General features: G+C 69.8%; 11 protein-coding genes. 2 read left to right on the plus strand and 9 right to left on the minus strand.

Going from position 1 to position 13,009, the window contains the following annotated elements; translation table 11 throughout:
• The first annotated feature begins 269 nt into the window (after positions 1-269).
• Both ppdK and ACIRQ7_RS13925 read left to right on the plus strand, forming a co-directional pair.
• Positions 270-3,053, plus strand: coding sequence for a pyruvate, phosphate dikinase (gene ppdK / locus ACIRQ7_RS13920; protein ID WP_401471733.1), 2,784 nt, complete (start codon positions 270-272; stop codon positions 3,051-3,053).
• Positions 3,054-3,591: 538 nt separating this feature from the next.
• Positions 3,592-4,446 carry an ArsR/SmtB family transcription factor gene (locus tag ACIRQ7_RS13925; protein ID WP_404262413.1) on the plus strand — a complete coding sequence of 285 codons (855 nt, stop codon included), beginning with the start codon at positions 3,592-3,594 and terminating at the stop codon, positions 4,444-4,446.
• 30 nt (positions 4,447-4,476) lie between these two features.
• Here the strand turns inward: ACIRQ7_RS13925 and ACIRQ7_RS13930 are convergent, their stop codons facing one another.
• From ACIRQ7_RS13930 to nirD, 9 genes are all read right to left on the minus strand, one after another.
• Positions 4,477-5,421, minus strand: coding sequence for a TauD/TfdA dioxygenase family protein (locus ACIRQ7_RS13930; protein ID WP_404263124.1), 945 nt, complete (start codon positions 5,419-5,421; stop codon positions 4,477-4,479).
• A 522-nt stretch (positions 5,422-5,943) separates the two neighbouring features.
• Positions 5,944-6,798 carry a carbohydrate ABC transporter permease gene (locus tag ACIRQ7_RS13935; protein WP_401471739.1) on the minus strand — a complete coding sequence of 285 codons (855 nt, stop codon included), beginning with the start codon at positions 6,796-6,798 and terminating at the stop codon, positions 5,944-5,946.
• A gap of 2 nt (positions 6,799-6,800) precedes the next feature.
• Complete coding sequence (locus ACIRQ7_RS13940) at positions 6,801-7,754, minus strand: carbohydrate ABC transporter permease (RefSeq protein WP_404263126.1); 954 nt, start codon at positions 7,752-7,754, stop codon at positions 6,801-6,803.
• Positions 7,755-7,837: 83 nt separating this feature from the next.
• Positions 7,838-9,118, minus strand: a complete 1,281-nt coding sequence (locus ACIRQ7_RS13945) for an ABC transporter substrate-binding protein (RefSeq protein WP_404262415.1) — start codon at positions 9,116-9,118, stop codon at positions 7,838-7,840.
• 464 nt (positions 9,119-9,582) lie between these two features.
• Positions 9,583-10,284: an RDD family protein gene (locus tag ACIRQ7_RS13950; protein ID WP_404262417.1), complete on the minus strand. Its 702-nt coding sequence runs from the start codon at positions 10,282-10,284 to the stop codon at positions 9,583-9,585.
• A gap of 29 nt (positions 10,285-10,313) precedes the next feature.
• Positions 10,314-11,255, minus strand: a complete 942-nt coding sequence (locus ACIRQ7_RS13955) for an oxidoreductase (protein WP_404262419.1) — start codon at positions 11,253-11,255, stop codon at positions 10,314-10,316.
• A gap of 239 nt (positions 11,256-11,494) precedes the next feature.
• On the minus strand, positions 11,495-11,800 hold the full coding sequence (locus tag ACIRQ7_RS13960; RefSeq protein ID WP_401472342.1) for an ArsR/SmtB family transcription factor: 306 nt from the start codon (positions 11,798-11,800) through the stop codon (positions 11,495-11,497).
• A 149-nt stretch (positions 11,801-11,949) separates the two neighbouring features.
• Positions 11,950-12,405, minus strand: a complete 456-nt coding sequence (locus tag ACIRQ7_RS13965) for an SRPBCC family protein (protein WP_404262421.1) — start codon at positions 12,403-12,405, stop codon at positions 11,950-11,952.
• Positions 12,406-12,599: 194 nt separating this feature from the next.
• Positions 12,600-12,989, minus strand: coding sequence for a nitrite reductase small subunit NirD (gene nirD / locus ACIRQ7_RS13970; RefSeq protein ID WP_404263127.1), 390 nt, complete (start codon positions 12,987-12,989; stop codon positions 12,600-12,602).
• Positions 12,990-13,009 lie beyond the last annotated feature (20 nt).

A 13,009-nucleotide genomic window follows, 5' to 3' on the forward strand; every position in this document is an offset into this window, starting at 1 on the left:
CCCTGATAGGGGTACCGCTCAGATGAGCGTTCCGTGGCGATTCCATCTCTCCAACGGTGGCACTGGGTGCCACGCGACACGCCTTCGAATCATGAAGGACTTTCCCTGCTCTGCGTAGCGATAAGCGTTATATTCATCGCTCTCCGCAACCATGTCTTCACTTGTTAAATTCACCCTCCAACGGCACGCCTCTTTCGATCCGCTGGCGGACGGCTGGTTACGCAGGCATGTCGACCAAGTGGACGTACCCATGAGCCTTCGATCTGGGTATGTTCCTCGCCGTCAGGGCAGCCGTCCGCGAGGAGTCCAGTTCCGTGTCGGAAACACAAGATCCCCACGTAACCCAGCACGAGACCACTGCGAAGTTCGTCTACGACTTCACCGAGGGCAACAGGGACCTCAAGGACCTCCTCGGTGGCAAGGGAGCGAACCTCGCCGAGATGACCAACCTGGGACTCCCCGTCCCTCCCGGCTTCACGATCACCACTGAAGCCTGCAAGGTCTACCTCGACAGCGGCACGGAGCCGAAGGCACTGCGTGCCGAGGTCTCCCAGCACCTCGACGCGCTTGAGCAGAAGATGGGCAAGAAGCTCGGCCAGGCCGACGACCCGCTGCTCGTATCGGTGCGTTCCGGAGCGAAGTTCTCCATGCCCGGCATGATGGACACCGTCCTCAACATCGGGCTCTCCGACGCGTCGGTTTCCGGCCTCGCCACGCAGGCCGGCGACGAGCGATTCGCCTGGGACTCCTACCGCCGCCTCATCCAGATGTTCGGCAAGACCGTGCTGGACGTCGACGGCGAGCTCTTCGAGGAGGCGCTCGAAGAGGCCAAGCAGGCCAAGGGTGTCAGCGTCGACGTCGATCTGGACGCCGCCGATCTCCAGTCGCTGGTCGACCAGTTCAAGCAGATCGTCGCCAAGGAGACCGGGCGCGACTTCCCGCAAGAGCCCCGCGAGCAGATGGACCTCGCCGTGCGCGCGGTCTTCGACTCGTGGAACACCGACCGCGCCAAGCTCTACCGCCGCCAGGAGCGCATCCCCGGCGACCTCGGCACCGCGGTCAACATCTGCTCCATGGTCTTCGGCAACCTCGGCCCCGACTCGGGCACCGGCGTCGCCTTCACCCGCGACCCGGCCAGCGGCCACCAGGGCGTCTACGGCGACTACCTGCAGAACGCGCAGGGTGAGGACGTCGTCGCCGGTATCCGCAACACCGTGCCGCTCGCCGACCTCGAAGGCATCGACAAGTCGTCGTACGACGAGCTGATGCAGATCATGGAAACGCTCGAAACGCACTACAAGGACCTGTGCGACATCGAGTTCACCATCGAGAGCGGCAAGCTGTGGATGCTGCAGACCCGCGTCGGCAAGCGCACCGCCGGTGCCGCTTTCCGGATCGCCACCCAGCTCGTCGACCAGGGCCTGATCGACGAGGCCGAGGCCCTCCAGCGGGTCAATGGCGCGCAGCTGGCCCAGCTGATGTTCCCCCGCTTCGACCTGGGCGCGCAGTCCGAGATGATCGGCCGCGGCATCGCCGCCTCGCCGGGTGCCGCGGTCGGCAAGGCCGTCTTCGACTCGTACACCGCCGTCAAGTGGTCGCGTTCGGGCGAGAAGGTCATCCTCATCCGCCGGGAGACCAACCCCGACGACCTCAACGGCATGATCGCCGCCGAGGGCATCCTCACCTCCCGCGGCGGCAAGACCTCGCACGCCGCCGTCGTCGCGCGCGGCATGGGCAAGACCTGTGTCTGCGGCGCCGAGGAGCTGGAGGTCGACACCAAGGCCCGCCGGATGACGACCCGGGAAGGGACCGTCATCGAGGAGGGCGACGTCGTCTCCATCGACGGCTCCTCCGGCAAGGTCTACATCGGCGAGGTGCCGGTCGTACCGTCCCCCGTCGTGGAGTACTTCGAGGGCCGGATGCACGCCGGCGCCGACGACGCCGACGAGCTGGTCAAGGCCGTCCACCGGATCATGGCGTACGCCGACCGGGTCCGCCGGCTGCGCGTGCGGGCCAATGCCGACAACGCCGAGGACGCCGCCCGCGCCCGCCGGTTCGGCGCCCAGGGCATCGGCCTGTGCCGCACCGAGCACATGTTCCTCGGTGAGCGCCGGGAGATGGTCGAGCGCCTCATCCTGGCCGACACCGAGACCGACCGGGACGCAGCCCTGCACGAGCTGCTGCCGCTGCAGAAGGCCGACTTCACCGAGCTGTTCGAGTCGATGGACGGCCTGCCGGTCACCGTCCGCCTGCTGGACCCGCCGCTGCACGAGTTCCTCCCCGACATCACCGAGCTGTCGGTACGGGTCGCGCTCGCCGAGGCCCGCAAGGACGCCAACGAGAACGACCTGCGCCTGCTGCAGGCCGTGCACAAGCTGCACGAGCAGAACCCGATGCTGGGCCTGCGCGGCGTACGCCTCGGCCTGGTCATCCCCGGTCTGTTCGCCATGCAGGTGCGGGCCATCGCGGAGGCGGCGGCCGAGCGGAAGAACGCCAAGGGCGACCCGCGTGCGGAGATCATGATTCCGCTGGTGGGCACCGTCCAGGAGCTGGAGATCGTCCGCGAGGAGGCCGAGCGGGTCATCGCCGAGGTCGAGAAGGCCCGCGGCGTCAGCCTCAAGCTCACCCTCGGCACCATGATCGAGCTGCCCCGTGCCGCCCTCACGGCCGGGCAGATCGCCGAGTCTGCCGACTTCTTCTCCTTCGGCACGAACGACCTGACGCAGACGGTCTGGGGCTTCAGCCGCGACGACGTCGAGGCCAGCTTCTTCACCGCCTACCTGGAGAAGGGCATCTTCGGCGTCAGCCCGTTCGAGACCATCGACAAGGACGGCGTGGGCGCCCTGGTCCGCAACGCCGCGGCGGCCGGCCGGGCCACCCGCCCCGACCTCAAGCTCGGCGTCTGCGGTGAGCACGGCGGCGACCCGGAGTCGGTGCACTTCTTCCACGAGGTGGGCCTGGACTACGTCTCCTGCTCGCCGTTCCGCATCCCGGTCGCACGGCTGGAAGCGGGCCGTGCGGCGGCCGAGTCCAAGGGCAGCGACAGCCGCTGACGAACCACCCGGAGCCGGTGGCCCGGCCCCCAACCCTCAGCCTCGCTGACGGCTCCGGAACCCAACGAGGGCGGCACCTGTGCGGAGGTGCCGCCCTCGCCTTTCTCCGGACTCCCCCCTCGGGAGCTGCCGCCACCCCAGTCGGCGCGGGAAGGCGGCCTTCAACGGAGCGCTGAGCGGCCGGCCTTTGCTCATCACCCCCCACGGGATCGAGCAATCCGTTCCGTGCGCGCCGCCGTTGAATTGACTACAGCATTCCTGCAGCCCGTGGGGGCGCGCGACCCTTTTCAACTGTGGCCAAAAGGGCATGGTGACCGCGCGTGTTGGCGTGCATACTCAGGCGTGCCGGGGGTCGAGCGAGGTAACCAAGGGTGGGGGTTCGGTGTTACGCGTCCATTTCAGTGGACCCGATCTGGCCCGTGTGCGCATTGCGGCACGCCCGGACGCACTGTGGGAGACGGTCCTCAGCCTTCACCGGCTGCGCGACCGGCGTGACGAATCGGCGTTCGGGAAATGGCGAACGGAAACACGCGGAAAGTTGAATGGCGAATCGCGGCTGCTGGCGCCGCTCGTTCCCACCCGTGGCTATTTTCCCGATTTCCTGACGCCCGCCGAAGGGCTCCTCGGCATGGACGAGGCGCTGTCCGCGCTGCGCGAGACACCCGCCGCCCGGCTCCACGACGAGCTGTCCCGGCTCTCCGTCGCCCGCCCGCTCCCGCCGTGGATACGGGCCATGGCGGAGGGCGAGACCCGACCGCTCGGCCGGCTCGCAGGAACGCTTCAGCGCTATTACGAGGTCGCCGTCGCCCCGCACTGGCCGCGCGTGCAGAGCCGAATAGAGGCCGACCGGGCCGCCCGCGGCCGGGCACTCCTGGACGGCGGGGCCGACCGGCTGCTCAGCTCGCTGCCGCCGATGATGCGCTGGCGCGCCCCGGTGCTGGAGGCCGACTATCCGGTGGACCGCGACCTCCATCTGGGCGGCCGGGGCCTGCTCCTGCTGCCGTCCTACTTCTGCCGCCGCACCCCGGTCACCTTCCACAACCCGGATCTGACGCCCGTCCTGGTCTACCCCGTGGAGCACCACCCCGCCCGCCTGGCGCCGCCCCCCTCGCTGCAACGCTCCCTGGGGCGGCTCGTCGGGCAGACCCGCTCCGCGATCCTGCACGGCGTCGGTGTCGGCTGCACCACCAGCGAACTCGCCCGCCGCGTCGACGTCTCCCTCGCCTCCGCGAGTCAGCACGCGACCGTCCTCCGCGAGGCCGGTCTGCTGGTCACCCTGCGCCAGGGCAACGCCGTACTCCACACCCTCACCCCGCTGGGCGCGGCCCTGCTGAGGGGCACCCGCCCGGCGGAGGCGGAGGAGGAGGCGGACGCGTACGAGCGGCTGGGGTGAGGGAGCGGCCACGGTGCGGGAGGGGGCGGCTCAGTAGGGGCGGTCGCCCGCGATGGCGACGCGCTCGGCGACCCGCCGGTGGGAGCCGTAGTCGTTCACCGCGTAGTGCTGGGTGGCGCGGTTGTCCCAGAAGGCGACGTCCCCGGCCTGCCAGCGCCACCGCACCTGGAACTCGGGCACCTGCGCCTGCTGGAACAGCAGGCGCAGCAGCCGGTCGCTCGCCGCCTCGTCCAGCCCCACGATCCGGGTGGTGAAGGACGCGTTGACGAACAGCATCCGCCGCCCGGTCTCCGGATGCCGCCGTACCACCGGATGCTCAATGGCAGGGAACTCACCCTGGAACGGGGCCAGTTGAGCGGCTGAGTAAAAGCGCGCGAAGCCCGGGAGATAGTCGTGCACCGCCCGCGCCCCATCGATCCGCTCCCGGATTTCCAGCGGCAAATTGTCGTACGCCGCCGCCATATCGGCCCACATCGTGTCCCCGCCCGACGGCGGAACCTCGCGCAGCTGCAACACCGCGCCCAGCGCGGGCCGTTCGCGGAACGTCACGTCCGTATGCCATACGTTCTCGAACGTCGGCACCCCGCCGACCGCCTTGTCGAACCGCACCACATCCTTCGAATCGCCCCGCGCGAGAAGCGGATTCGTCTCCAACTCGCCCCAATGGGAAGCGAATTCACGCTGCGCGGTGGACGTCAGATGCTGGGCCCGGAAGAACAGCACCTTCCACTCCAGCAGGGCACGGTTGAGCTCCGCGCGCAGCGCGGCGGACAGCGGCCGGGACAGGTCAAGACCGCGGATTTCGGCCCCGATCGTGGCGGCCTGCGGCACCACCTCGAAGAGTTCGTACGGACGCCCGTCCCAGTCGTCGGGCGTCCGGCGCAGGATGCGGTGACCCTCGTACAGCCCGTCGGCGGGGATGCGGTGCGGGCGCAGGACGGGGGCGTCGGCGGGGGCGGGCGAGCCGGGTGCCACGGATGCGGCTGCGGGGGTGGAATCGGCGATGACGGTCAACGGGTCCTCCTGGAACGGGGGATGGCGCGGGCGGGGGAGGGGCGTACCGAGGGTGCGTCCTGAGGGCTGAGCCGAGAGCCGTCGCCCGGCGACGTCACCGGCCGACGAAACGCTCACCGCTGCCGGTGTCTGCCGGTATCCGAGGGAATCCGGCGTGAGGGAGGCGATCGGCCGAGGCGAGGGTTCCGACGGAATCCGGCGCGGCCGAGGCGACCCGGTCAGCGGCTATGACCGGCGGTGATCGGGTGTGCGCACGGTCGGCGCGGTCGGGTCAGCGACAGGACGTGAGAATGCCGGCCGGGGGAGACCCCACCCGGCCGCGGCGGCGCAGGAAGCTCATGCCGCGGGGTACGCACACGCCGTGGGGGCCGCGGTGTCGCGGCGCCGCCTCACGGGGATTCTGGTGCGTGGTCATGCTTCGCACCGTACCGCATCGCACAACAGCCGTCACCGGGGCCTCGGGCGCCGGCCAGGACCTGCCCGTCAGTCGTCGATCCCGCTCCGCTCCACCCCCGCCACGATGTACCGCTGCAGCAACAGGAAGACGATCACCAGCGGTGCGATCGACACGGCCGCCGCGACGAACAGCGCGTGCAGGTTGACGTTCTGCGCCGTGGTGAAGGTCGACAGCGCCACCTGTACCGTCCAGGCCTCCTGGTCCTGCCCGATCACCAGCGGCCACAGGAACGCGTTCCAGGCACCGATGAAGACGATGGTGCCCACAGCCGCGAAGACCGGCCGGGCATTGGGGACGACGATGCGCCAGTACGTCCGCCAGTAGCCGAGCCCGTCCACCCGGGCCGCGTCCTCCAGCTCCTTGGGGAAGCCCAGAAAGTACTGCCGGAAGATGAAGCAGGCGAACGCGCTGAAGAGCGTCGGGATGACCAGGCCGCGCAGCGTGGAGATCCAGCCCAGCGACGAGACCAGCACGAAGCTCGGCACGAAGGTGACGGCGGCCGGAACCATCAGGGTGCCGAGGATCGCGTAGAAGACGAGAGGGGCGTGGCGGTAGGGGATCCGCGCCAGGCCGTAGCCGGCGAGCGAGGCCAGCAATACCGTGCCGACCGTCGTCGAGACCGCGATCAGCGTGGAGTTGAGCAGGGCCCGGCCCATCGGCAGATTCGGGTCCCGGAACACCTCGGTCAGATTCGACCACCGGACGTCGTGCGGAAAGAACGTCCAGTCGGGCGCCGTGATGTCCTGCTCCGTCGCCAGTCCGTTGCGCACCAGCAGATAGAACGGGATCAGGAACAGCAGCGCGAGCGCGATCAGCAGCACCACCCGCAACCCGCGCCCCGCCCTGGTCAGAGCATCCCCGTCGGCCCTCGCGCGCACCATGCTCAATCCTCCTTGCGGCCGAGGCCGAACCAGCGGGCCTGGACGATCGTCGCCACCGCGATGATCAGCGCCAGGATCACGGCGCCCGCACTGCCCAGCCCGAGGTTCTGCTCGCGGCCCAGCGCCGTGTAATAGAGATAGACCAACGGCGGTCTGCCGTACGGGGGATAGCCCCGCGCATCGCTCAGCAGGTTGTAGAACTCGTCGAACGCCTGGAACGCGTTGATGACCAGAAGCAGCACCACCGCCACGGACGTGGCCCGCAACTGCGGGAACGTGATGAAGCGGAACGTCTGCCAGCCCGGCCTGGCCCCGTCCACCGCCGCCGCCTCGTACAACTGCGGTGAGATCCGCTGCAGTCCCGCCAGGAAAAGGATCATGTAGAACCCGGCCTGCAACCACAGCCGCACCGTCACGATGACCAGCCAGTACCACGGCGGGTCGGTCGTCGACAGCCACGCTGTCTGATCCGTCCCGAACCATCCCAGGACGGTGTTCGCCAGCCCGAACCGCACGCCGTTGAAGATCGACAGCTTCCAGATCAGCGACGCGACCACATACGAGCAGGCGGTGGGCAGGAAGAAGACCGAGCGGAAGAACGCCTGGGCGAACCGCAGCCGGTTGACCATCAGCGCCAGGGCGAGCGAGAGCGCGTACGTCGCCGGCACGATGAACGCGCTGAACAGCGCGAACGTCCCCAGACTGCCGAGGAACGCGTCATCGGACAGCATCGCCCCGTAGTTGTCCAGCCCGACGAAGTCCGTGGGGTTCACGGTGTTGTGCGCGTCGAAGAAACTGAGGTACACGCTCCACGCCAACGGCACGTACGTGAACAGCCCCAGCCCGATCGCGAAGGGCCCGACGAACACCCAGAACCAGAGGTTGCGGCGCTGCGGACCGAGCAGCCGGGAGGAGAGCGAGGCGCGCGGACGCGGCCCCTCCGCCGGCCGGGGCACCGGCTCGGTCCGGGAGGCCGGCGCGGGCTCGGCCGTGGTCCCGGCCGCGTTCTGGGCGGTGGTCCTTGCCGTGGTCCTGTCGGTCACTTCTTCTTGACCCGCTGAAGCTCGGCATTCACCTTGCGCACGACGGTCTTCAACTCACTCTCCGGGTTGGCGCCGTCCTTGATGATCCGGCTCAGCGCGTCCTGGTAGGCGGTACGGTCGGCGGTCGTCCACAACAGCGGCTCGGCGTAGCCGTGATCGGTCGCGAAGCGCACCGCATCCGCCGCGGCCCCCGACCGGAGCTGCCCGGCCTTCCTCGCAAGGGAGATCCGAGCCGGGATGTGGAACCCGTACGACAGCGCGAAGTCCCGTTGGTAGTCGCTGCGGTCGATCCACAGCCACTTCGCGAACGCCTTCGCCTCCGCCGGGCGCTTGCTCCGGGCACTGACGGCCGATCCGTACGCGCCCACGGGAACGGACGGTTTGCCGGCCGCCCCGTCCTTCGGGAACGGCAACACCCCGAAGTCGTCCCCCAGCGCCTTCTTGACCTGCGGCAGCGCCCACAGCCCCGACCACTGGATGGCGGTGAGCCCCTGAATGAACGCGGACGGATCCGACCAGTCGGCGGGCGCCCCCAGCAGCAGCGACTTGTCTGCGTACAGCTGCCGGATCTTCCCGAGCGTGCGGGCGGCGGCCGGATCGTCGAACCCCACCTTCCCGTCCTCCCCGATCAGACTCAGCCCGGCGGCGAACAGCGGCGTACCGCCGAGCACCCCCACCCCGCCGTCGTTCCCCAGGAACAGCCCCTTCGTCTTCTTGCCCGTCAGCTTCTTCGCCCCGTCGACCAACTCGTCCAGTGTTTGCGGGGGTTCGACGCCCGCGTCCCGCAGCATGCTCTTCCGGTAGTACAGCAACTGCGTGTCGACGGCCTGCGGAATGCCCCAGATCTTGTCCTGCCAGATCTTCGGCGCGAGCACGGCCTGGTTGAAGTCGTCCTTGACCGGCTCGACCTCAGCGGTGAGATCGACCACCTGACCGCCACGGATCTGGTCCAGCAGCGGCCCGTTGACCTCGAAGACGTCCGGCCCGGAATCGGTCAGCAACGCCGCCGCGGTCTGCCGGTCGTAGTCCCCCGGCCGCCACTGCACACGCACGTCGGCCTTCTCGTACGCGGCGGCATACCGCTTCACCGCCGTCTGGACACCGGGCTCCCCGTACTGGTGATACCACTGGCTGATCCCGGCTCCCGAACCCCCGCCACCACGACCGGTGTTGGAGCCGCAGGCGGCGAGTGCACCCGCCAGCGCACCGGTGAGCGCGATGCCGCCGGAGGCGGCGAACAGCCGCCGCCTGTTGATGCCGTTCCCCATACCGGTCATGGCTGGTCGCCCCCCAGGGTCGTAGCTCCGCGGTGATCGTCGATCACCGCACGGTGCGCCCGACCACTTTGCCGCACCAGCGTGACAAGCGCATTGCACCCTGACGAATCCGGCCGGGCACCTGCACGGGCGGCCGTCCGCCGAGCCGCCGTACGCATCTTCCCGGCGCCCCCTCAGGACCGGGCCGTCCCGCTCCTGAGCCCCCGGGCTCGCGCCTTCCAGACCCCGGACCTGCTACGTGTGCGTATCCCGCTCTACGGGGGCGTTTCGCGCTGCTGCCGGTAGCGGGCGATGGCGGACTCCGTCGGGAAGTTGGGGACGGTGACGGTCTCGCCGGCACCACTGACCATGCCGGTGCGCGACGCGGGTGAGCGACGGTGACACCGTCAGCTCCCGGAGGTGAGCGGGATGGCGTTGCCGGCTGCGGTTCTGTCGCTCACCGCGCGGTCGGTCCGCTGTGGCGGTCAGTACGTCCTGGCGGGCTGTTGGAGGTCGCGGCGGCGTACCAGGCGGATGCCGCAGAAGTCGTCCGGGCCGTCGTCGTCCGCGGAGTCGAAGAGCGCGGCGATCAGCCAGATCACGACGACGAGGTAGCCGCCCAGCCAGCGCTTGAACAGCCGGGGCATGCGGGGGCGGGCACCGGTCTTCTCCAGGATCACGCGGGTGCGGGTGGCGAACTTGGCGATGCTCGCACCGGTGAGGCGGGTCAGGACGACGTGGTTGAGGAAGGAGAAACCGAAGCCGCAGCCGGCGACGGTGAGCAGCTCCTTCGCGAACGGGAGATCGGCGCGGGAAGCGGCGCGCAGGGCGATCACGCAGACGAGTAGGGCCAGCACTCCGTCGAGGAGGAAGGCGCCGATGCGTCGCAGGTCGTTGGCGTGCCGTGGGATGGGCGCGGGGGTTGTGTAGCCCGGCTGAGCGTAGGGGTGCTGGTGGTACGGCGGCTGTTGCTGGTACGGAGGCGCCGGCTGCTGCTGATAGGGGTGCTGCGGCGGTTGTTGGTAGTGCTGCTGCTGCGGTTGGTGGTGCGGCTGGTCCCGTTGCGCGCCGGGGTGTCCGTGCGACTCTCCGTACGGGGGCTGTCCGTACGCGGACTGTCCGTAAGGGGGCTGCTGCCCGTACGGCTGTGGTGGAGGGGGCTGCTGCGGGATGGAGTGGTCGTACATGGGTGCGGATCTTTTCACGATGTGGCAGGTCAGCGCGTCGCATCCGGTGAGAAGTCGTAGCGGACGCCGGTGAGTTGTTCCGAGGTGGTCCACAGGCGCTCGGAGGTCGAGTCGTTCCTGGTCCACGGGGCGCGGAAGGACGGGGCCGGGGCGCCGCGCAGCCCGTTGCGGGGGCCGATGAAGGAGTCCGGCTTCATGTGCGGGGCGGTGGCCGCGCAGAGCGTGCCCAGCGCGCCGCCGTCGGGGGACTGCCCGATGGCCTGGTTGCCCAGCTCGATGAGCCGTTCGGCGGACCTGCGGCCCTCCATCCGGGCGCCCGCGGTCTGCAGGTTGGTGGAGGCGTAGCCGGGGTGCGCGGCGGCGGCGATGACCTGCGAACCGGCCGTGGCCAGACGCCGGGACAGTTCGTGGACGAACAGCAGGTTGGCGCTCTTCGACCGGCCGTAGGCAATCCAACGGCCGTATTTGCGCTCGCTGTTGAGGTCGTTGAGATCCACGTCGGCGAGGGTGTGCAGCATGCTGGAGACGCTGACGACGCGGGCCCCCGGGGTGGCGAGCAGCTTGGGCAGCAGCATTCCGGTCAGGGCGAAATGGCCGAGGTGGTTGGTGCCGAACTGCATCTCGAAGCCGTCCGCCGTCGTGCGGTACGGCAGCGCCATCACCCCTGCGTTGTTGATGAGCAGGTCCAGCCGGTCGCCGTCGAAGTCGTCGAGGCCGGCGGCGAAGCGGCGTACGGAGGAGAGGTCGGCCAGGTCGAGTGGCCGGAACTCGACCTTGGCGTCGGGGACTTCGGAGCGCAGCCGCTCCAAGGCGGCGATGCCGCGGGCTTCGTTGCGGCAGGCCAGGAGTACGCGGGCGCCGCGCCGTGCCAGTTCGCGTGCCGCGACGTAGCCGATGCCGCTGTTGGCGCCCGTGACGACGGCTGAGCGGCCTGTCTGGTCGGGGATGTGGCTGGTGTTCCACCGGGTCACAGCTGTACTCCTCCGTAGGGGGAGCATCAGGGTACGCCCAGGGTTTGGCGTGAATTCGATGGTGGGTGGACTTGAGGGGGGCGGACAGCGGGGGTGGTTGCGGGAAGGGGCCGCTGCCTGTCGTCGTCGGACTTCCGTCGGCCCTCCGGCGGCCTCTGGGTGACCTTTGCGTCGGTCGCACCGGTCGCACCCGTCGCAAAGGTCGGCCGCCGGAAGGATGACGACGCCCGAGGCGCCTGTCAGTCGCCTTCGGCGAGGCGTTTGATGGCCGTCAGGCGGGTGTCCCAACGGGCGGCGACCCGGTCCATCCACCGGGCGGTGACTCCGAGCCGTTCCGGTATGACGTGGTACCGCGCCTCGCGTCCTTCCCGGTGGCCGGCGACGAGACCGGCCCGGTCGAGGACGCCCAGGTGTTTGACGATGGCCTGGCGGCTGACCGGCAGCTCCGCGGCCAGGACCGTGGCGGTGGCCTCGCCGTGCGCGGCGAGGGCGTCGAGTATCCGGCGGCGGGTCGGATCCGCCAGCGCGGACAGCACCTCCGCCAAGGCTTCCTGGTCGTCGCCCCCGGCCTCGTGACCGGCCGCCCCCTGCCCTGCCGGCTGCCCCGTTACCTCCTTGTCGCCGAGCCCATGGCGGCGCCCCCGTCCGGGCCCGTCCGGGCCCCCCTTCGCCCCGCGCCGCTGCTCTCTCTCCGTCATGCCGCGAGCTGCTCCGCGTACTGCCGGATGTTGTCGACCTGACCGGTCCAGCCTCCGGAGTGGCTCTCGTACGACGCGGTGGCCTGCCTGTCCTCGGGGATGGTGAGGGCGGCGAAGCCGGTCTCGACCACGCGCAGGTGGGTGCCGTCGCCCTCCGGGGTGAGGGTGAACTCCACCAGGGTGGAGTTGCCTTCGACGGCCACTTCGCCGGGGAAGGCGCTCGCCCACCGGTAGGAGAAGAAGTGCGGCGGGTCGACCTTCACGATCGTGGTGGGGAACTGGCCGTACTCCCCGTGGTCGAGGTGCATGACGCCGCCCGGTCGCAGGTCGACCGGGGTCGGCGCGCCCTGCCCGAACCACTTGCCGACGTGTTCGGGCTCCGTCAGCACCGCCCAGACGCGCTCCACGGGCGCTGCGATGGTGATGTCGCGTTCGATGCGGTCCTTGCTCATGGGTGAGACCTCCCGCCAGTTGTTGCTGTCTGCCCGTGCGCATTCCTGATCATTCAGGTGCGCGCGTTTCTCGGCAGGTGCGCCAGGCGCGCACTCTTTCCGCTACGTGCTACTCGATGGTTGCACGTAGCGGCGAATGATGCAACCGGCAGGTTGCGCATGGGGGGAGGGTGGTGCGGTGGTCCGGTGGCCGCTCAGTGGGCGCGGGGCGCGCTCCGGGTGCGGACGGGGTAGGCCGGAACCGAGACGTCGGGGTCGTCCAGGCAGCTGCCGGAGGCGAGATCGAAACGCTGCTTGAGCAGGGGCGACGCGACGAACGGCCGGTCGGCGGCCGATCCGGTCAGGCCGCGCGAGAGGACGTAGGCGCCGGTGAACGGATCGCGGTTGTCGATGGCGTACGCCTGACCCGCGCGGTCCTGGAAGAGGGCGATCTGGGCGCCGTCGGGGAGCAGGGCTGCGACGCCCCGGCCCGGGGTGAGGTCGTCGAGCGCGCAGACCGCGAACCAGCCCTGCGGGCAGAGCACCTCGACCGTGGTTGCCGCGGTCGCGGCGCCGGAGTCGGATACGGGCGGCGTGGTCGGCATGGCGATCGGTGCGGTGATCG

Source organism: Streptomyces sp. NPDC101393 (assembly GCF_044767385.1).
In the GTDB taxonomy this organism is placed as follows: Bacteria; Actinomycetota; Actinomycetes; order Streptomycetales; family Streptomycetaceae; genus Streptomyces.

What these genes read in the sequence shown, in the direction of transcription:
- ppdK (WP_401471733.1), top strand. Translation starts at nt 270, where the DNA reads ATGTTCCTCGCCGTCAGGGCAGCCGTCCGCGAGGAGTCCAGTTCCGTG.
- ACIRQ7_RS13935 (WP_401471739.1), bottom strand. Translation starts at nt 6,798, where the DNA reads ATGGTGCGCGCGAGGGCCGACGGGGATGCTCTGACCAGGGCGGGGCGC.
- ACIRQ7_RS13945 (WP_404262415.1), bottom strand. Translation starts at nt 9,118, where the DNA reads ATGACCGGTATGGGGAACGGCATCAACAGGCGGCGGCTGTTCGCCGCC.
- ACIRQ7_RS13950 (WP_404262417.1), bottom strand. Translation starts at nt 10,284, where the DNA reads ATGTACGACCACTCCATCCCGCAGCAGCCCCCTCCACCACAGCCGTAC.
- ACIRQ7_RS13965 (WP_404262421.1), bottom strand. Translation starts at nt 12,405, where the DNA reads ATGAGCAAGGACCGCATCGAACGCGACATCACCATCGCAGCGCCCGTG.
- nirD (WP_404263127.1), bottom strand. Translation starts at nt 12,989, where the DNA reads ATGCCGACCACGCCGCCCGTATCCGACTCCGGCGCCGCGACCGCGGCA.